Genomic DNA, 19206 nt, shown 5'->3' on the forward strand with positions numbered 1-19206 from the left:
AGCGCCAAAGTCGCAGGTACGCGGCTGACCAATCCGGCGCTCGCTGGGGTGCTCAGAACGGTGGCCAGTCAGGGAGTCGATGCCTTCTATCAGGGGCCGCTGGCACAGGCCATGGTCGCTAAGGTGCGCCAGCATCCGAGCAACCCTGGGGTGTTGGCCGCCGCTGATTTGGCCAGTTATCAAGCCAAGCTGCGTGATGGGCTCTGCTTTGATTATCGCCAAAGCAAGGTGTGTGGTTTCCCCACCCCCTCTTCTGGCACCATCGCCTTGGGCCAGATCTTCGGCATGTTAGAGGGCCGCAATATGGCTGCGCTGGCACCGGTGATCACCCCAACGGGCACTTTGGCGGCCTCTGCCGAGGCGATCCACCTCTATAGCGAAGCGGCGCGGCTGGCCTTTGCCGATCGTAACCTCTATGTGGCTGACAGTGACTTTGTGCCGGTGCCGGTCGCAGGTTTGCTCGACAAGGGCTATTTGGCCGAGCGTGGCAAACTGATTGGTGAGCGGACGATGGGTACGGCCAAGGCCGGATTACCGCCGCTGGCGCTGGCCCGTGGCCAAGATGCGACGCCAGAGCTGCCCTCCACCAGTCACATCTCCATTGTCGATCCCCGTGGCATGGCGGTCTCTATGACCAGCTCGATCGAAGATGGGTTTGGCTCCCGCCAGATGGTGAACGGCTATTTGCTCAATAACCAGCTCACCGATTTCTCATTCACCTCGCAAGATGCCAGTGGCTTACCGGTGGCTAACCGAGTGGAGCCCGGTAAGCGGCCACGCTCTTCCATGTCACCGTTGCTGGTGTTTGATAAGCAGAGCGGTGACTTGACGATGACCTTGGGCTCCCCCGGTGGGTCGGCCATCATCAACTACGTGGGCAAAGCGCTGCTCGGCACCCAAGATTGGGGGCTCAACCTGCAACAGGCGATCAACCTGCCCAACTTTGGCAGCCGCAATGGCCCGACCGAGTTGGAGCGGGATCGAACCCCGCCAAGCGTGGTGGATGGCCTCAAAGCGCGCGGCCATGAGCCGGTGCTGATTGAGCTGACCTCTGGCCTACAGGGGGTGGAGCGCAATAGCGCTGGCTGGTTTGGTGCCGCCGATCCACGCCGCGAGGGGATTGCCAAAGGCGAGTAAGGGGCGTAGATAGCCAATGCCCAATAACCACAAGGCCAGCGTGATGCTGGCCTTGTGGTTGGGATGAGGCGAGTTATTGAATACCGAGCAGCTCGATATCAAAAATCAGTACGGAGCCCGGCGGGATTTTGCCCGCTGCGCGATCGCCATATGCCAGCGCGGCTGGGATGTAGAAGCGGGTTTTCTCCCCTTGCACCATTAACTGCACCCCTTCGGTCCAGCCTTTTATTACTTGATTGAGACCAAATTCGATGGGCTCGCCACGGGCGACAGAGCTATCAAACACGGTGCCATCCAACAGCTTACCTTCGTAGTGCACGGTCACCTTGCTGGTGGCGGTGGGGTGCACTGTGCCACTGCCGGGGGTCAGCACTTCGTATTGCAAGCCGGATGCGGTGGTGGTGATGAGCGGCTTGGTCTGGTTGCTGGTCAAAAACTCAGCCCCTTTACGCTCATTCTCTACCGCCAGTTGTTTATTGTTGCTACCGGCATAGAGGTAATAGACGGCGCCTGCGATCAGCAGTGCGATCAAGATAAATTTCATCGGGTTTCCTTCAAATGCAATGAAGCCGCCATCTTAACGCAGGGGCTCAATGAGGGCGAGCCATGGCGGCGCGGGATGTGAGGTCACTGGCAAGTTAGCGAGATGGCCAAGGCGCCACGACTGGCGTACGCCTTGACCAGAGGACGTTATTTCGCCGCCACCATCATCAGCGTGGGGAGGGCAAAAAACAGACCGATGACATACCCCAGCGCTAGCAGTTTGTTATTGCTGCCGACGTTAGCCAACCCCTCGGCGGCGCGCACTGGTAGGTCGCGCAGCAGGGGAATGGGGTAGATAAAGAGCACGGCAAACAGATTGAACAGCACATGGACCAAGGCGATGGTCAGCGCTAGCTCCGCCCCTTCGCCACTGATGGCGGTGGCGGCCAAGAGGGCGGTAATGGTGGTGCCGATATTGGCGCCCAAGGTAAAGGGATAGAGCTGGCGCGTGCTAAACACCCCGCCACCGGCCAGCGGGATCATTAGGCTGGTGGTGGTGGAGGAGGATTGCACCATAACAGTCACCAGCGCACCGGAGGCGATCCCGCTTAAGGGGCCACGGCCCAGCGCCTTGTGCAGCACCTCTTTGGCCCGCCCGACCAGCACCCTCTGCAGCACTTTGCCCAAATAGGTGACACAGCCGAGGATCAGTAAAATGCCGATCACGATGGTGGCGATAGCCGCTCCTTTGCTCGGCAAAAAGGCGACGGCACTGTCGATCAGCTGCTGTGCTGGCGCGGTCAGGGGCTTCATGAAATCCATCCCCTTCATCGACAGGTCACTGCTGTCGGTCAAGCACGCCGCTAAGGCCTGCGCGCTCTTTTGCAGCAGACCAAACATCAGCTCCAGCGGTAGGAAGATCAGCACCGCCAGCAGATTAAAAAAGTCATGGACGGTGGCGGCCGCGAAGGCGCGACGAAACTCGTTGCGATCCCGTACGTGACCGAGCGAGACAATAGTGTTGGTGATGGTGGTGCCAAGGTTGGCCCCCATTACCATTGGGATGGCCATGCTGATCGGCAGGCCTCCCGCCACTAAACCGACAATCACCGAGGTGACGGTGCTGGACGATTGTACTAAGGCGGTGGCCAGAATACCCAGCAGCAGGGCGACAAACGGGTTGTTGGCGAAGGCAAAAATCTGGGCTGCGCCTTCAGCGCCGCCGGAGAGGCCCTTAAAGCCATGAGAAACGGCGCCAACGGCGACCAAGATCAGGTAGACCAGTGCGATGACACTCATCCAGTTGAACAGGGCGCGGGTCGCGGGCGGCTGTGACAAGGAGTGATGGTGTTGCATAAAGCCTCTTGGACGGCGTGACCGTCTTGGGTTGTTGATGACCCGCGCATTTAAGCAATGCTAAATGACAGCAATATTACAAAGTGACATTTTTATGATGGTTTTATGACGTGGTGAGCGGGACAAGAGCTGACCAAGAGATCGTCTATTAGGTGGCCGCTTACCAGCGCAAGGCGGGGTGGACCTTGTTATTGCGCGCAGGCGCGCTATGCTCCGGCCGTGTATTTTTTGAACCTTGGAGTCAATATGATGATGCGAGCTGGGTTACTCTTCCTTTCTTTAGGGCTGTTGTCTGTCGGTGCACAGGCGAGTGTGTTTAAGTCCGAATGCACCCTCGACAAGGCGGTGAAGAACGAAGCGCTCAACGCGACGTTGGGGGTGAAGGGGGGATGTGATGCGGACAAGCTGGTGCGCCAGCAAAAAGAGAAGGTGAGCGCCGAGGTAAAGAAGAGCACCTCTTCTGTGCTAGACGACAAAAAATCGGGTCTAAACGAGAAGCGCGATGATCTCAAGGCAACCCAACATAAGATCAACCAAGCGGGCAAGCAGGCGGCGCAGGCGCGCCAAGAGCTTAACGGGGTGATCAAGGACCCTGCCAAGGCTGCGGCTAACGCGATCATCAACTAACCCATGGGCTCGTCAAGCCGATGGCAAGGTGGCTGGCAGCCGCCACCCAGCCAATAGACAACAAGGGGAGCTATGGCTCCCCTTGTTGTGGGTGATGGTGGTGACCGCGCTTATTGGGAATCGGCGGTTTCGTCGTACTGGCGAAACGGAATACGAAACACCGCAAGGCGCAGGAACAGGTAAGTGATCCCGAGGCCCGCCCAGATCAGGCCAAGTTCCAGCGAGCTCTGCTCCAGATTGATCCACAGCACCCCGATGGTGGCGGCGCCCAGCAGCGGCAGCAGCAGATAGAGCAGATGATCTTTGAGGCACTGGTTGCGCTTATCTCGGATCCAGAACTGGCCGATCACCGACAGGTTGACGAAGGTGAAGGCGACCAGCGCGCCAAAGTTAACCAGCGCCAGCGCCATGTCCAGATCAAACGAGACCGCCGACAGGGCCAGCGCCCCCACCAAGAGTACGTTGATGGCGGGGGTGTGCCACTTGGGATGGATATAGCCAAACACCCGCTCTGGGATCATCTGATCACGCCCCATCACATAGAGGATGCGCGACACACCGGCGTGAGCCGCCATCCCAGAAGCCAACACCGCGATGGTGGTGCAGACCAGCACCACGCTCTGGAACAGGGTGCCGCCCACATAGAGGGCAATTTCTGGCAGTACCGCATCGGGCTCTTTAAAACGGGCCAGATCAGGGAAGTAGAGCTGCAAGCAGTAAGAGACCACCACGAAGATGACACCGCCGATCAGCGCCGTTAGCACGATGGCTTTAGGTATCACCTTGCCTGCATTGGGAGTCTCTTCAGAGAGCGAGCTCAACCCATCAAAACCTAAAAACGAGAAGCAGAGGATGGTGGCACCGGTGAACAGCGGCACCATGCTGGCCGCCTCAAAGTGGAACGGCCGACTGCTGAGCAAGGTCGCCGCCCCTTGGCCCTGATAGAGGCCCCATCCCATCAGCGCGATGAACACCATGATGATCGCCAGCTGGATAAAGACGATAAAACCATTGAAGTTGGCGACCAGATTAATGCCACGCAGGTTAAGGAAGGTCATCACGGTGACCAAGCCAAAGATAAACACCCACGGCTCGACCCCTGGGAACATGGCGGTGAGGTAGATCTTGGCCAACAGGATGTTGATCATCGGCATGAACATGTAGTCAAGCAGGGAGGACCAGCCGACCATAAAACCGATGTAGGGGTTAAATACTTTCTGGGCGTAAGTGTAAGCCGAGCCGGCCGAGGGGTACTTGCGCACCAGATGGCCGTAGCTGAGTGCCGTGAGCAAAATGCCGCCGAGGGCCAACAGATAGGCGGTGGCAACGCGGCCTTCGGTGATCTCGCCGACGATAGCGAAGGTATCGAACACCGCCATGGGGGTCAGGTAAGCCAGCCCCATCACAATCACTTGAGTCAGGGTCAGGGTTTTGAGCAGCTTGGCGCCTTGAGATGCCATTACGCTTTCTCCTCAATCAGTGCCGTAGCACCTGCTTGCAACGAGTACAGGACGACGAACGATTCGCCCACCTGCAGATCAAAGGCGCCGGGGAGGCGCATACCGGAGTGAGCCGGTAGGAAAGCAATAAAACGCCCCATGTTGTTCCTCTTAAATTAGCGTCGGGAGATTGTGTGGCAATCTCTGATATCAATTCCGGAATGGTTCCGGCCTCAGGTGGTGAATGTGTGTTGCATATCAAAGCAAAAAACCGATGTCACGGTGAACATCGGTCCTTTGATGGGCGGCATATTCTGCCTCTCCCCCTCGCAGGTGACAAGTAATAATAGCCTGTTTCAGTCATTTTTTTGCATAGGTAAGTGATTGCTCGCCGCTAGAGATAAGCCCTCGCTCGCCCTCATCAGGCTATCAATAAACGGCGCAATGGCGTGCGGGGAGCGGAGAGCTCTTGCCCTTTAACCGCGCCACAATGCCTGTTATGCCTCAATATTGATCCTGATCATGTTTGGCAGCGGGTGCTGCGCTGGTGTTGCGTCATGTGCCAACAGGGTGAGCTCAATAGGGGGGCAGCTGAAATAATAAAATTGATTTAATATTCTTTAAATTGAATAAATAGGTGTTTGCGTAGGGGGCAAAGCGCGCCAACATGCCAGCTGGAAGTAGCCAACAGCTTGAAATTAGATGAGGTTTTGCTGTGCTAACAAAAAGGAGCCCGTAGGCTCCTTTCGATTAACTGCGCAATTATTGCGCAATATTAACCTCTTTTTGCGGACGCAGTGGAATACGGAACACTACTAGCCGCAGGAACAGATAAATCGCCCCGAGTGTTGCCCAAATTAACCCTAATTCGAAGGAGGAGGGTTCAAGATTGAGCCACAGCACCCCAATGCAGGCTGCCCCACACAGCGGCAGGATCAGAAAGTAGAGGTGATCCCGCCAACCGGTATTGCGGCCTTGCTTGATGTAAAAATGAGCAATCACCGCCAGATTGACGAAGGTAAACGCCACTAAGGCCCCAAAGTTGATCAAGGCTAGGGCAATCTCTAGGTCAAACGACACCGCTGAGAGCGCAATCACCCCCACTAACAGCACGTTCAGGGCCGGCGTTTGCCACTTGGGGTGAACGTAGGAGAAGAAGCGCTCAGGCAGGGCATGGTCGCGCCCCATTACGTATAGCAAGCGAGCCACCCCGGCGTGGGAGGCCAGCCCCGAAGCCAGCACCGCAACGGTGGTGCAGACCAGCACGATGGCTTGGAACAGCTTGCCACCGACATAGAGCGCGATCTCGGGTAGCACTGCATCGGGCTGCTGAAAGCGAGAGATATCGGGGAAGTAGAGCTGCAAAAAGTAGGAGGTGCTGACAAACAGCACTCCGCCGATCAACGCGGTGAGCACAATCGCGCGGGGGATCACCCGATCCGCATCTGGGGTCTCCTCGGACAGGGTACTGATGGCGTCAAATCCCAGAAACGACAGACACAAAATCGAGGCGCCCGTGAGCAGGGGATTGATGTGCATCTGCTCCGAGAAGAAGGGGCGGCTACTAGCGACGGTGCCCAGCCCTTCCCCTTGATACACGCCCCATGCAATCAGTGCGATAAAGACGGCAATGATGCTGAACTGCATCATCACGATCAGGCTATTGAAGTTGGCTACCAACTTGATGCCGCGCAGGTTGAGGGCGGTCATCACGGCGGCTAAACCGAGAATATAGGTCCAGGGCTCGACGCTCGGAAACAGCGCTTCCAAGTAGATCTTGGCCAGCAACATGTTGATCATCGGCATGAACATGTAGTCGAGCAGGGAGGTCCAGCCCACCATAAAACCGACATAAGGATGAAACACCTTCTGGGCATAGGTGTAGGCAGAGCCAGCAGAGGGGAATTTGCGCACCAGATGGCCGTAGCTCAGCGCGGTGAACAACATGCCGATCAGGGCAAACAGGTAGGCGGTGGGCACATGGCCTTCGGTGATCTCAGTGACGATACCGAAGGTATCAAAGACCGCCATCGGGGTGAGGTAGGCTAAGCCCATCACCACGACTTGCCACAGCTTCAGGGTCTTTTTCAGACCGACCGGTTGGCTTGCGATCATGGCCACACCTCACGCAGTGCCGGGCTGGCACAGTCCATCAACGAAACCGGGAGAGTGGCCCGGAGATCAAAGGCGCCAGAGTGGCGCACACCGGCGAGCGCCGGCGGGAAAGCATAGACATGCCCCATGTTGTTCCTCATTAAGACGTAAGTGTCTGGAGATTGCTGCCAATCTCGCTATCTTTTCCGGGGGTTATCCGGCCTCGTTTATGGGTGTGTGCACTGTGTTAGAGGGGGCCGATCCCCTTGATGAGAGCGGCCCTTTTAGTGGCCGCGCATTGTGCAATTGCAAGTGACCCTTGACAAGCAATAACAAGGGCCAAATTGCATTTTTTTGCACAGGTGAGCGGTCACTCTCTTGCTGGTCAGGCCAGCGCGGCTTCCAGTGATTTTTCTAGGATAGTGAGCCCCTCATCAATCACGCTGGTAGGGGCCGTCAGGGGGGCGAGAAAGCGGATTACATTGGCTCTCACCCCGCATGAGAGCAGGATCAAGCCACGTTTCCCCGCCTCGGCCACTAGGCGTTTGGTCAGGTCAGGATCAGGCTGGTCGGCATCCCGTGCTTTCACCAATTCCATCGCCACCATGGCACCCAGACCGCGAATTTGACCTATGCAGTCATGGTGCTCAGCGATGCGCTGCAACCCCGCTTTAATTTGCTCGCCCTGAGCCAGCGCTTGTTGGTTAAGCTGCTCCTCTTCGATCACCTCAAGCACCGCCAACGCGGCGGCGCAGGCAATCGGTGAGCCTGCATAGGTGCCACCCAGTCCACCCGGTTTGGCCGCATTCATGATGTCAGCTTTGCCGACCACCGCAGAGAGCGGGAAACCACCGGCCAGACTCTTGGCCAAGGTCATGATGTCAGGCTCGATCCCCAGATATTCACTGGCAAAGGTTTTGCCGGTTCGGCAAAAACCGCTCTGGATCTCATCACAAATCAACACGATGCCATGCTGATCGCAGACCTTGCGCAGGCTTTGCATAAAACGTGGCGAGGCGGGATAAAATCCCCCTTCCCCCTGCACCGGTTCGATGATGATGGCAGCCACTCGGCTGGGCTCAATATCGGCGCTAAAGCAGAGATCGAGGGCGTGCAGGGCATCCTCCTCGGTCACACCCAGATAGTCGGCAGGGAAGGGCAGGTGATAGACCTCGCCTGGGAAGGGGCCAAAGCCGGTTTTGTAGGGCACGACCTTGCCGGTGAGCGCCATCCCCATCATGGTGCGGCCATGAAAGCCACCTTTGAAGGCGATGGTGCCGCTACGGCCGGTGTGAGCACGGGCAATCTTGATGGCGTTTTCCACCGCTTCGGCACCGGTAGAGAGAAACAGGGTGCGTTTGGGCGTGGGGCCCGGCACCAGGGCGTTGAGTTTCTCCGCCAGCTCCACATAGCCAGGGTAGGGGGTGACTTGAAAGCAGGTATGGCTGAATTTGACGAGCTGCGCCTGCACGGCGGCCACCACTTTGGGGTGGTTATGGCCGACGTTGAGCACCGCGATCCCCGAGGCGAAGTCGATATAGCGGTTCCCTTCCAGATCCCACAGCTCGGCATTGCTGGCTTTGTCGATAAACACCGGCAGCAGGGTGCCCACCCCGTTGACCACGGCCGCTTCACGGCGGGCCTGCCACGATTGATTACTCATCTTTATCTCTCCCATCAGGGGTCTGTCCCCTCACATGTATGTTGGTCGGTCGTGCGATCGACCCGATCGTTGGCCATGACCCTTGTCTATCGCGGTCGTCATTAGCTTGGTTATTCCCTGTACGGGAAGGAATGACGCTACCGCAATGGTGAATAAAAAGTAAAATAAAAAGATTAAATATTCATTTTTTAGCGAATCGAACCGAAGCAGAGGTACTTGGTCTCTAGGTACTCTTCCAAGCCTTCGGCGGCTCCTTCACGGCCCAGCCCCGACTCTTTAATGCCACCAAAGGGGGCTAATTCAGTCGAGATGATCCCCTCGTTGATCCCCACCATGCCGTATTCGAGCTGCTCCGCGACCCGCCACACCCGCGCGATGTCACGGCCATAGAAGTAGGCGGCCAGGCCATAAGGGGTGTCGTTGGCCAAGGCGATGGCCTCGGCCTCGGTGGTAAAGCGCACCACTGGCGCCACAGGGCCAAAGATCTCTTGTTGCAAAATCGGGTTGTCAGCGGCGACCTCAGCCAAGAGGGTGGGCTGATAAAACAGTGGCCCTGCTGGGTGAGCTGCTCCCCCGAGCAGCACCTTAGCGCCTGCTGCTTGGGCCTGCTCGACCAGCTGTGCCACTTTATGAATGGCGGCGGGATTAATCAGCGGGCCAATCTGCACCCCGTCGTTGAGTCCATCACCGACCTTAAGTGCGGCCACGGCAGCGGTCAGTTTTTCTACAAACGAGTCGTAGACGCTGGCTTGTACCAAGATCCGGTTAGCGCAAACGCAAGTCTGGCCTGCATTGCGGTATTTGGAGGCGAGCGCCCCGACCACGGCCGCGTCGAGATCAGCGTCGTCAAAGACGATAAAGGGAGCATTACCACCGAGCTCCAGCGAAATCCGCTTCATGGTATCGGCGCACTGGCGCATCAACTGCTTACCAATGCGGGTGGAGCCGGTGAAGGAGAGTTTGCGCACCATGGAGTTGCTGCACAGCTCATCGCCCACAGCAGCAGCTTGGCGCGAGGGCACCACATTGATCACCCCTGCTGGAATGCCCGCCTCTTCTGCCAGCACGGCCAGTGCCAGCGCACACAGCGGGGTCTCGGCGGCAGGCTTGATCACGATGGTGCAGCCGGCCGCCAGTGCTGGGCCCGCTTTACGGGTGATCATGGCAATGGGGAAGTTCCACGGGGTAATGGCCGCCACCACCCCGACTGGTTGTTTGATGGTCGCCAAGCGCCGATCGCCGCTAAAGCCCGGAATCGTGCGGCCATAGGCACGTTTGCTCTCTTCACTAAACCACTGAATAAAGCTGGCGCCGTAAGCCACTTCCCCTTTGGCCTCGGCCAGTGGCTTGCCCTGCTCACAGGTCATGATGTAGGCCAGATCATCGCTGTGAGCGGTGATCAACTCAAACCAACGGGCGAGCAGATTGCCCCGTGCTTTAGCGGTGAGCGCGGCCCAAGCGGGCTGGGCGCGATGAGCGGCGGTGATCGCGCGGCGGGTGTCCGCCCCATCCATGTCAGGCACCTGAGTGATCAGCGCGGCATTGACTGGGTTGGTGACGTCGAAGGTGCGGCCACTGGCGGCAGCGCACCATTGACCATCTAGGTAAGCGTGGGACCTGAGCAAATTAGCGCGTGATAAGGTGGCTGATGTTGTTGCTGGCATAACAAGCCTCAAGAGTAAAAGTGAGCAGCGAGCGAATAACCGGGCAGCCCATCAAGGGGGTTGCCGTATAAAATAATAAGCACGTGAAGACCATAAAGTGAGCTCAAATGTTTTTCAAGTGTTAAATATATTTGAATTGTTAGTGTGTGACATGCTAAAAAATGAGCGAGGCAGCCCTGTCGCCCCGCAGATATAGGGGGATGTGGTGAGTAAGGTCGCCACAGCGAGGGTGGTGAGTGTGCAGAATAATGAACGTTTGGCGGTTAGCGAGACGTTGACAACGAATCTCATTTGGTTCGCTATTTTAACCAGAGGCAACAGGGAGGTCGCCGATGTACCCACCACCGCAGCGGGCAATAGGGGGGCGTGTGCCATGAACGAGGCAAAAGCGCCATTAAGTGGCCATATGAGTGGTAATACCCATGATCATCTGGCTGAACCGCGTCCTCAAGCATCGCAGGCCGAGCCATCCAGTATGGGGGCGCGACTGGCCGCCGTGCGCCATCAGCTCGGCCTTTCCCAGCGGCGGGCGGCTGAGCTCAGTGGCCTCACTCATGGCGCTATCTGCATGATTGAGCAAGATAAAGTGAGCCCCTCGGTCGCTTCACTGCAAAAGCTGCTGACCGTGTACGGCTTGCCGTTGTCGCGTTTTTTCGCCGAGGAAGAGGGGGGCGTGACGGGGGTAGTGATCAAGGCTGAGCAACTGATTGAGCTTGGCAGCCAGGGGGTATCGATGAAGCTGGTTCACAACGGCAACAAGCGTCGTCAGCTCGGTTTCATGCTAGAGAGTTACGCCCCCGGCACCGACACCGGCGGCCATGTAAAGCACCAAGGGGAAGAGGTCGGCACCGTGCTGGAAGGCTCAGTGATCCTGACCATTGCTGGGCAAAGTTATCCGTTAGAGGCCGGTGATTGCTACGTGATCGACACCGGCGAGCCGCACCGTTTTAGTAATCCATCGCAGCAGACCTGTCGAATCGTCAGTGCCCATACCCCTGCCAGTTTCTGATCCACGACCAGCGGCAGGGGCAAGGGGCGCAGGCGTTGCCTGCCAGGGGCCGCGACCCAACAGCAGTACATTTGATTTGGGCTATAGATAGCTAAGGAAACAGGGATCATGACCGAACATGTAAAGAGTTACTACGCCGCCAGTGCCAACCAGCATGCGCCGTTTGCCACCCTTACTGAACAATTAGAGTGTGATGTCTGCGTTATCGGCGCGGGTTATACGGGCCTTTCTAGCGCGCTGCATCTGGCGGAGAAGGGCTATAAAGTGGTGGTGCTGGAAGCGGCTCGGGTCGGCTTTGGCGCCAGTGGTCGCAATGGCGGCCAGATCGTTAACTCCTACAGCCGCGACATCGACACCATTGAAGCGAATTGCCCGCCCGATCAGGCGCGGCTGCTCGGTTCCATGTTGTTTGAAGGGGGCCAGATCATTCGAGATCTGATCAAGCGCTACCAGATTCAGTGTGACCTGCAAGAGGGGGGGGTGTTTGCCGCCGAGACCGAGAAGCAGTTGCACGAGCTCAAAGCCCAGCAGGCCCGCTGGCAGAAGTGGGGTAATGATAAGCTGGAGCTGCTCGACGCCAAAGGGGTGCGCGAGGTGGTGGCCAGTGATCGCTACGTCGGCGCCCTGCTCGATAAAAGTGGCGGCCATATCCACCCCCTTAATTTGGCGCTGGGTGAAGCAGAAGCCATTCGCTCACTGGGGGGGCAGATCTTCGAACAATCGGCGGTGACTAGTATCACCCCGGGTCAGCCGGCACTGGTCAAGACCGCCAAAGGGGCGGTCAAGGCGCGCTTTGTGGTGGTGGCGGGCAACGCCTACCTCGGTAACTTGGTGCCAGAGCTCGCCGCCAAGAGCATGCCGTGCGGCACTCAGGTGATCACCACCGAAGTGCTGGGGGAGGAGCGGGCCCGCTCACTCTTGCCGCAAAATTACTGCCTTGAAGATTGCAACTACCTGCTCGATTACTACCGCACCAGTGCCGATCACCGACTGATCTATGGCGGCGGCGTGGTCTACGGTGCGCGTGACCCTGCAGACATTGAGCGGCTGATCATCCCCAAAATGCTCAAAACCTTCCCCCAGCTGGCTGACGTCAAAGTGGAGTACACCTGGACCGGTAACTTCCTGCTCACCCTGTCGCGGCTGCCACAATTTGGCCGCATCGGCCCCAACATCTACTACATGCAGGGTTACAGCGGCCACGGCGTCACCTGTACCCATTTGGCGGGCAAGCTGCTCTCTGAAGTGCTAAGTGGCCAAGCAGAGCGCTTCGATGCCTTTGCCAAACTGCCCCACTACCCCTTCCCGGGTGGCCGCCTGTTCCGTATCCCCTTCACCGCCGCCGGCGCCGCTTGGTATACCCTGCGCGACCGCTTGGGGGTATAAGCAGCCAGCACAGCGAGTCAGCAAAGGCTGATGCCAACAACGAGGTAACAGCCGCAATCAGCTGCAATACCCATAACAACAAGGCCACCGCGAGGATGGCCTTGTTGTTATGGGTATTGCTTCAGAGATTCAAATCGGAGGGATGTCGCAGTCTTGTTGTTTGCGAAAGGCACTGGGTGTCATCCCAGTAATGCGAGAAAATTCGCGATTAAAATTGGATTTGGTCTGAAAACCTGAGCTCATCATGATTTGGCTAATACTCTCATCGCTGCTCAGCAAGGCGCGCTTGGCATGTTCAATACGATAGTCGTTGATGACTTTGGAAATATTTTTATGGTGTACCTGATTGATGGCGATCGAAATTTGCTTGGCTGGAATGCAGAGTTTTCTGGAAAGGGTTGCTAGCGTTAACTCTGGGTCAAGATAAGATGCTTTTTCCTGCATCAATCTATCCAGCATGGTGACAATTTCATTGGCACGTATTTCAGTCATCAGAGGCTCATTGATTGTCTCTTCGGCTAAATCTGGTGGTGTCGCGCTCATGTCACCATCCATTGCCGGGGTATTAACTCCCACGGTCGCAACTGCCAGTGCCAGAACTGGCAGCAGGATGAGGTGACCAAGGGTGAGAACATAGCGAGAGTAGTGACCTTGAGTTATCGCAAAATCGACCGAGATAGCCCCATCAATGAGCGCTGAAAACAGTAACATCCAGCCAGCGATATGTTCCGCCCGTTTCACACCTTCCCAGTTATTGAATGAGACATAAAGTAGCAGAGGTATTTGGGCGGCATAACGTACTAGAGCAACACCATAAAAGAGATAAGTGGCTGTCAGGATAATATCCAGTGGCAACATCAGGATGGAGTGAGTCGCCACACCGATAATGACGATGATGGGGGCTATCGCATGTATATAAAAATATTTTCTGGGTTCGCTAATCGCCCGAGTAAAGGCATACCAAGCGGCAACCGGTATGAGCGAGGCAAATATCGGTTGGAGCAGAGCGAAGAGCGCAATATCAAATGTCCAGCGCAATCCGACCAGCCCCACGGTCACAGAACAAAGCATTAGGAAAAGAGATGCTATTCTGGCTTGTTCCGCCAGCCGAACATGAAGGGTTACCGCCAGTAATCCCAGCAAGAATGAGACAAAAAACGGTACTGGAATAGCGAGCATCATTGATCCTGAGTTGGTTAGAGTCATCAACGGAAGATGTCGTGCCAGCATAGCGTTTTTGCTGATCGGCAAGAAGATCTCTATGGACCAAGACCAGTTGTAGTACGTCCTTGAACCGGTTTTAGGACGTATTGATTGTGATGAGCCTGCAACATGAGTTACCCCAATTACATGGAAGGTAACCACTATGTTCTTTTTTTATCTACTTGCATGGCGACGTGCATTTGACTTTCGCGGCTCTTCTACGAGACAGGCGTTTTGGCTGTTTATGCTGCTGCATGTGCTGATAACACTGACTCTTATTTGGCTTGATATCGTGATGAAAGGTGCTGGCTGGTTTGATGCGCTGTATGAAGTGGCAAGCATCATCCCCATGATCGCGATCATCATTCGTCGCTTGCATGATAGCGGTCGCTCTGGCTGGTGGGGCTGGGTATTTTTTATCCCTGTAGCTGGCCCATTTATGCTTGTTTATTTGCTATCCAGAGCAGCGATGTCATCAGATTATTTAGAGGAGATGGCATCATGAAATATGTCCTTTTGCCATTGATGTTTGTTGGCTCAATGGTCTTAGCAGAGACGATGAATCCCCACTCTTTGCCAACAGGTGCGATCGGTATATTACAGGTGGATCGTCTGACTCAAGGTGAACTGCTGTGGTTGCAGGGGCGGGTGGGGGAAGGTGTTTATACAACGACTAATCAGGCAGGCCAGCACTGCTCAATCAAAGTGCCTGTTGTTGTGGGGCAGATAGAGAAGAGTGGTGTGGGGATCGCTTCTGTCACCGGGTTATCCATTATTGTGATGAATCCAACGTTAAGCGCGGCCCTGATCAACGGTGAACGAGTAAGAAGTGATGAATGGCGATTTTCTGCACAGAAAAATAATAGTTCAGTAGATGGGTACATTACCGAGGGGATCAAAGAGAGTGAGGGGTTTGTACTCAATTCCAAACGGCGTTGGGTCTCGTGGCTTTTGGAAGATAAACCAGAATTGCACTGCCAATGAGAAGGTTTTTATCCTGCGTCTGCTCATTTGGGAGAAATCAGTGCTGAATCAGTAATTTCTTTGGTCTAACGAGGTAAACAGCGAAGCCACCGCGAGAGTGGCCTCGTTGTTTATCAAATTCAAAGCGCCGCTTGGTCTCATAAGGCTTCATCGATACTCTTGCGCTTAATCAGGATGGATTGAGTGCAGCGATCCAGTGCTTTGGGGGAGGAGATCTTCACCCAACCTCCGCTGATGCAGGACTCCGCGACAGCGGTGCGCAGGCGAATACCGATCGGATGCGCGAAGCAGGTGACCACAAAACAGAGAAATCGTGCTTGCCAGCAATATTGGCGACCCGATTATCCCCGCTGCCAATGCATCATCAGTTCGGGGTGGCCGCTATGCTCGCACAATTGCTGCTTACCCTCTTTAAAACCGTTGCGGCAATAGAAGCGCCGCGCCTGCTCATTCTCGGCGTAAACCGTCAAATCGAGCCGGTCATATTGTGTCTTGAGGTGATTGAGCAATTGACGACCCAGCCCGTGTGACTGCTGGTCCGGGGAGATAAACAGTGCTGCGACAGTACCCTGATACCAAGAGATAAAGCCCAGCAGCTGGCCATCCTCTTCATAGACCCAGCTCTTGCTGGCGGGCAAGTAAATATCGCGCATCGCTGCCTGTTGCTCGTGCCAAAAGGCGGCGGGAATAAAGTCGTGAGCTTGCAGCGATGTCTGATACCAGAGCGCAACAGCGGCATCCAGATCGGTGGCTGATAATGGGCGGATCATAATGGCCTCAATTACAAGAGTGGAACGTAGGCTCGATTAGCGCAGCGTAATCGGGCATTCGCGGAAAAGAGATGAGCGACAGCCCATGGCTGGTATCTATCTATGGTCTTGGCCAAAACGGCAAGGCTGTGATTTATGCAAGCCCTGTCACGGTATAGTAGCGCTCGACATTGCCGGTCATTGCCCCCCAGCGGGAGGATTTGACCCTAGCCTGATGTGCTTGAAACGCTGCCTGATCAACAAACACTTCATAAACATCGAATCGGCAGGGATTGAGTGGGTGTTGCGTTACCGCAAAGGTCAGGCAGCCCGATTAGGCGCGGGTTAAACCGATATGGGTGACGAGCTCTACTTTGACCATCGTCAACTCGGAGGGCAGCACAATAATAAATCCTTGTAACACCCTGTTTCCCATCTTGTTTCCTTGCAAAGTGCTGGAGGGTATGTGCGGTGTGGGAGCAATAGTGCCTGCGCCATGGGTCTGGATGCTTAAGCTGGCAGGGCTAGCCACTGAGTCAGCAGCGGTGTAGTGAAGCAGGAGGATACCATGTGGGTCATACCGTACAAAAAGATGGCTATCCAGACTATTTTTTCCAGACGAGGTATAGCACGAAGGTGTCTTCGAGCGCACCAGTGATAATACCCACAGGGAGCTCTTGTGGAGAGAGAATATTGAACCCCCTCGTATTTCATGGTGTATCGCTTTGTTTCTTTGGCGAGACGAAGCGTACCACAAGCAGTGGTTGGCCTCTTCTCTCCTATGCACCATAGGCATGGCACTTATTATCTGCAATCAAGCTATTAGGTTATCTTTGCCAAACATATGGTATATTTCGCCACCTAAATAACTGATCCTAATAGTGCTACATCTTGCCGGAAGCCTTGTGGCGTAAGGAATTTGTGCAATCTGACGGCAACGCCTGAAGTGACAAGGCTCAGCGACGATGTGTGCTCTATGTCACCTGTAGAAGCAGTACGAGTACAGTGATCTACTATTCGGAACAGCTATTTAGCTAGCTAATAATTAGCTGCTGATTTTAAGCTGTTTTATAAGAGCAATTATTTGTTTTATATTGCGCTTACATGGTTACTCAATAAGTATAATGCTGGATTTTGATGTCTTTATAAGGAAAGTATATGAATTTATCTAAATATTCTGTGTTGAGCATGATGCTATTAGCAACCCTTTGTGTCTATTCATCCGATGGGCAGAGCAAAATGCCTGAAAATAAAATAAAGATTGGTCAACAAGAGCTGACGGTCGAAGTGGCTAATACAGATAAAGATCGCCAAGTGGGGTTGATGAACAGAAAAAAATTAGGTGCTCAGGATGGTATGCTGTTTATTTTTGACGATAACCGACCATATTGTATGTGGATGAAAAATACGTTAATTCCATTATCTGTCGCTTTTGCTGATGAGTGTGGAAATATTCTAAATATTGAGGACATGTTACCGCAAACTGACGAGCAACATTGTGCATTAGGCAATGCACGATTTGCTTTGGAGATGAATAAAGGCTGGTTTGAACAACATAAAATTTCACCTGGCATGCGTATAGAGACTGGATTACTTTGCGATGGATTTTGATAGCAAATTGGTTTGACGTGAACAGAACATGGCAGATGGTGATAGCGCTCGTGTTTTCAACATAAGCATTAACACGTGGATAGGGGACCTTAAGAATATACGTGAATTAAAATATCCTCCGAGGTTCTCTTTTGTATCGATCTCTAGCTTCAGCCAGCAATAAACAAGGGGGCAACGCCCCCTCTGATATTAATCCTCGGTGTCTTTAAGCAATTTAACCTTCGTCGATTAACCCCCGCCACCTTAGCGCAGTCAGCCACCAGCGCATCCACCAGTTTACCGGCGTTCAGCAGATGGATTTCCGGCTGCTCCGGTGCCTCATAGGCGGAGTCTATACCGGCGGGGGGGAGAACCGGGAGGGGGGGAGAACCGGGACACCCACCTTTGGGGAGAACCGGGACACCCACCTTTTGATGGGCAGGGGAGAACCGGGACACCCACCTTTTGATGGGCAGGATATACCGCGTCTTCCCTAACAAGGTGAGCGTACTAGATGTTTCCGTTCTTATGATTTTTCACACTGGCATTAATTTATTGATCTTGCTCATAAAACTTCCCACTTGAGCTTTTCAACCAAGCCCCGTTCGGTAACATATCCGCTTGGCAACCTCTCGCAGGAGTCAGCTATGCGCCAAACCAGTGCTAAAACGCGGATAAAAAGCAGCAGACTGGAGGCTGGAATTCAGGGGCGGTAGCCTTGCCTGATGGGATGGATAAGCGAGCGTTGCCCACTACGAGCGATTTTCAGAGCGATTTTCAGAGCGATTTTCAGGACACCCACCTTTTTCCATTACCCAGCGCTGAGTGATGGGACCCGCTATCACAAATACGCATTCAAAAAAATCCGCCGAGCTTTGGTAAATTCGCTGCGTTTCCCTAATTAATCGGTTCGTGTAGGCGCAGTGATGCCTGACATCGGGAATGATGCCAGAAGAAGGGGGAGGGTAGCGGCTAGTGGATTAACAAGAAGGCTGATGGCATCGTTGTTGGCCACAGTGACGGGCGAATTGTTGGCGATGTGCTTGGTCTCCCACCACCCTGATCCCCGGTCGTCGAAACAGGGTCACCTGTTGTAGCCAGCGGCCACCATCGAGGCCCAGCCTTACCAGAATGGGCGCTAGGTGAGCGGGAATATGTCCCCGTTTGTTAGCCCGAATAGCACGCCCCGTCCAATCGACCAGCTTGAGATAGTCAGCAAAAAGATAAGGTAGGCCATCGGGCTTGCCTTGACGGGCAAATGGCAGCAGCAGCGGTGGCAATGGATCGGTGGGCCCGTTATCCAGTCGCTGCTTGATACTGGTGTAATCACTCTGCTCGGGCCGATCGGTTAGCGCCGCCCGTATTGGGTTGAGATCCACATATGCCATGCAGGCCAGCAGGGCTGAGTCGCTGAGCAGCGCCTGACTCTTGAAGCGCCCCTCCCAGAAATGGCCTTTGCAGCCATCCTCCTTGTTGGCTTGACGGGCAAGCGTCTCATTGAGCAAGCGCACCAACCAGCTAATGGAGTGCAGCCGCTCGCGCCATAGGTGGATAAGTTGCTGCACTACGACCAGCTCCGGCTCAAGCAGGCATTCGCCTTGATACCAACGTCTGACCAGCAGTGGCCATTGAAACAGGGCCGCCCAGCGCTCAGCCACTTCCCGCTCGGTCCAGCTTGCAGCGGTCTCGGGCTCTACCTTGAGGACGAGGTGATAGTGATTGCTCATCACCGCATAGGCGCAAACGCTGATGGCAAACAGGCGTGACAGCTGACCAAGCTTATCGACCATCCATTGGCGCCGATGCTCGTAATTTTGACAAG

At 55.0% G+C, this 19206-nt stretch carries 18 protein-coding genes and 1 pseudogene; 7 read left to right on the top strand and 12 right to left on the bottom strand.

Going from position 1 to position 19206, the window contains the following annotated elements; all coding sequences use genetic code 11:
• A partial coding sequence (locus tag CUC53_RS09715; RefSeq protein WP_201796742.1) for a gamma-glutamyltransferase family protein occupies nt 1–1137 on the top strand: 1137 nt, incomplete at its 5' end.
• Between the two features lie 73 nt (nt 1138–1210).
• Here CUC53_RS09715 and CUC53_RS09720 read toward each other — a convergent pair.
• Together CUC53_RS09720 and CUC53_RS09725 are read right to left on the bottom strand one after the other, a co-directional pair.
• Nucleotides 1211–1681 (bottom strand): BamJ family beta-barrel-assembly machinery protein, encoded by a 471-nt coding sequence (locus tag CUC53_RS09720; protein WP_100293981.1) that lies wholly within the window; start codon nt 1679–1681, stop codon nt 1211–1213.
• Nucleotides 1682–1827: 146 nt separating this feature from the next.
• Nucleotides 1828–2976 carry a Na/Pi symporter gene (locus CUC53_RS09725; RefSeq protein ID WP_100293982.1) on the bottom strand — a complete coding sequence of 383 codons (1149 nt, stop codon included), beginning with the start codon at nt 2974–2976 and terminating at the stop codon, nt 1828–1830.
• Between the two features lie 246 nt (nt 2977–3222).
• On the opposite strand from CUC53_RS09725, the gene CUC53_RS09730 reads away from it, so the two are divergent.
• A complete protein-coding gene (locus CUC53_RS09730; protein WP_236757899.1) occupies nt 3223–3603 on the top strand; it encodes a hypothetical protein in 381 nt (126 codons plus the stop codon).
• A gap of 110 nt (nt 3604–3713) precedes the next feature.
• On the opposite strand, the gene CUC53_RS09735 is transcribed toward CUC53_RS09730, so the two are convergent.
• From CUC53_RS09735 to CUC53_RS09750, 4 genes are all read right to left on the bottom strand, one after another.
• Nucleotides 3714–5063, bottom strand: coding sequence for an APC family permease (locus tag CUC53_RS09735; protein WP_100293983.1), 1350 nt, complete (start codon nt 5061–5063; stop codon nt 3714–3716).
• Nucleotides 5064–5804: 741 nt separating this feature from the next.
• The gene (locus CUC53_RS09740; RefSeq protein WP_100293993.1) at nt 5805–7154 is read right to left on the bottom strand and encodes an APC family permease; all 1350 of its coding nucleotides are present in this window, start codon (nt 7152–7154) and stop codon (nt 5805–5807) included.
• A 367-nt stretch (nt 7155–7521) separates the two neighbouring features.
• Nucleotides 7522–8799 carry a 4-aminobutyrate--2-oxoglutarate transaminase gene (gene gabT, locus CUC53_RS09745; RefSeq protein WP_420808057.1) on the bottom strand — a complete coding sequence of 426 codons (1278 nt, stop codon included), beginning with the start codon at nt 8797–8799 and terminating at the stop codon, nt 7522–7524.
• A 188-nt stretch (nt 8800–8987) separates the two neighbouring features.
• Nucleotides 8988–10463 carry an NAD-dependent succinate-semialdehyde dehydrogenase gene (locus tag CUC53_RS09750; RefSeq protein ID WP_100293985.1) on the bottom strand — a complete coding sequence of 492 codons (1476 nt, stop codon included), beginning with the start codon at nt 10461–10463 and terminating at the stop codon, nt 8988–8990.
• A gap of 475 nt (nt 10464–10938) precedes the next feature.
• Between CUC53_RS09750 and puuR the strand changes: the two genes are divergently transcribed.
• A complete protein-coding gene (puuR, locus tag CUC53_RS09755; RefSeq protein ID WP_236757900.1) occupies nt 10939–11472 on the top strand; it encodes an HTH-type transcriptional regulator PuuR in 534 nt (177 codons plus the stop codon).
• 108 nt (nt 11473–11580) lie between these two features.
• Nucleotides 11581–12858 (top strand): NAD(P)/FAD-dependent oxidoreductase, encoded by a 1278-nt coding sequence (locus CUC53_RS09760; protein WP_100293987.1) that lies wholly within the window; start codon nt 11581–11583, stop codon nt 12856–12858.
• Nucleotides 12859–12987: 129 nt separating this feature from the next.
• Here CUC53_RS09760 and CUC53_RS09765 read toward each other — a convergent pair whose 3' ends face one another.
• Nucleotides 12988–14037 (bottom strand): helix-turn-helix domain-containing protein, encoded by a 1050-nt coding sequence (locus CUC53_RS09765; protein WP_100293988.1) that lies wholly within the window; start codon nt 14035–14037, stop codon nt 12988–12990.
• 187 nt (nt 14038–14224) lie between these two features.
• Here CUC53_RS09765 and CUC53_RS09770 point away from each other — a divergent pair, with 187 nt between their 5' ends.
• Nucleotides 14225–14566 (top strand): DUF805 domain-containing protein, encoded by a 342-nt coding sequence (locus CUC53_RS09770; RefSeq protein ID WP_100293989.1) that lies wholly within the window; start codon nt 14225–14227, stop codon nt 14564–14566.
• Entirely contained in the window at nt 14563–15045 is a 483-nt protein-coding gene (locus CUC53_RS09775; RefSeq protein WP_100293990.1) for a hypothetical protein, read from the top strand. Before CUC53_RS09770 ends, CUC53_RS09775 begins: the two co-directional genes overlap by 4 nt.
• Before the next feature lie 137 nt (nt 15046–15182).
• On the opposite strand, the gene CUC53_RS09780 is transcribed toward CUC53_RS09775, so the two are convergent.
• From CUC53_RS09780 to CUC53_RS19505, 3 genes are all read right to left on the bottom strand, one after another.
• A complete protein-coding gene (locus tag CUC53_RS09780) occupies nt 15183–15344 on the bottom strand; it encodes a DUF3297 family protein (RefSeq protein WP_157798240.1) in 162 nt (53 codons plus the stop codon).
• Between the two features lie 42 nt (nt 15345–15386).
• On the bottom strand, nt 15387–15815 hold the full coding sequence (locus CUC53_RS09785; RefSeq protein WP_100293991.1) for an N-acetyltransferase: 429 nt from the start codon (nt 15813–15815) through the stop codon (nt 15387–15389).
• Between the two features lie 133 nt (nt 15816–15948).
• On the bottom strand, nt 15949–16119 hold the full coding sequence (locus tag CUC53_RS19505; protein WP_338027657.1) for a putative quinol monooxygenase: 171 nt from the start codon (nt 16117–16119) through the stop codon (nt 15949–15951).
• 833 nt (nt 16120–16952) lie between these two features.
• On the opposite strand from CUC53_RS19505, the gene CUC53_RS09795 reads away from it, so the two are divergent.
• Nucleotides 16953–17405: a DUF192 domain-containing protein gene (locus CUC53_RS09795; RefSeq protein WP_201796743.1), complete on the top strand. Its 453-nt coding sequence runs from the start codon at nt 16953–16955 to the stop codon at nt 17403–17405.
• Between the two features lie 214 nt (nt 17406–17619).
• Here CUC53_RS09795 and CUC53_RS19235 read toward each other — a convergent pair.
• A pseudogene (locus tag CUC53_RS19235) lies at nt 17620–17743 on the bottom strand (adenylyl-sulfate kinase); the annotation flags it as partial.
• Between the two features lie 621 nt (nt 17744–18364).
• Nucleotides 18365–19206, bottom strand: an 842-nt coding sequence (locus CUC53_RS09805; RefSeq protein WP_100293995.1) for a transposase, incomplete at its 5' end; no start/stop codon positions are given.

It is taken from the genome of Aeromonas cavernicola (assembly GCF_002795305.1).
Classification (GTDB): Bacteria; Pseudomonadota; Gammaproteobacteria; order Enterobacterales; family Aeromonadaceae; genus Aeromonas; species Aeromonas cavernicola.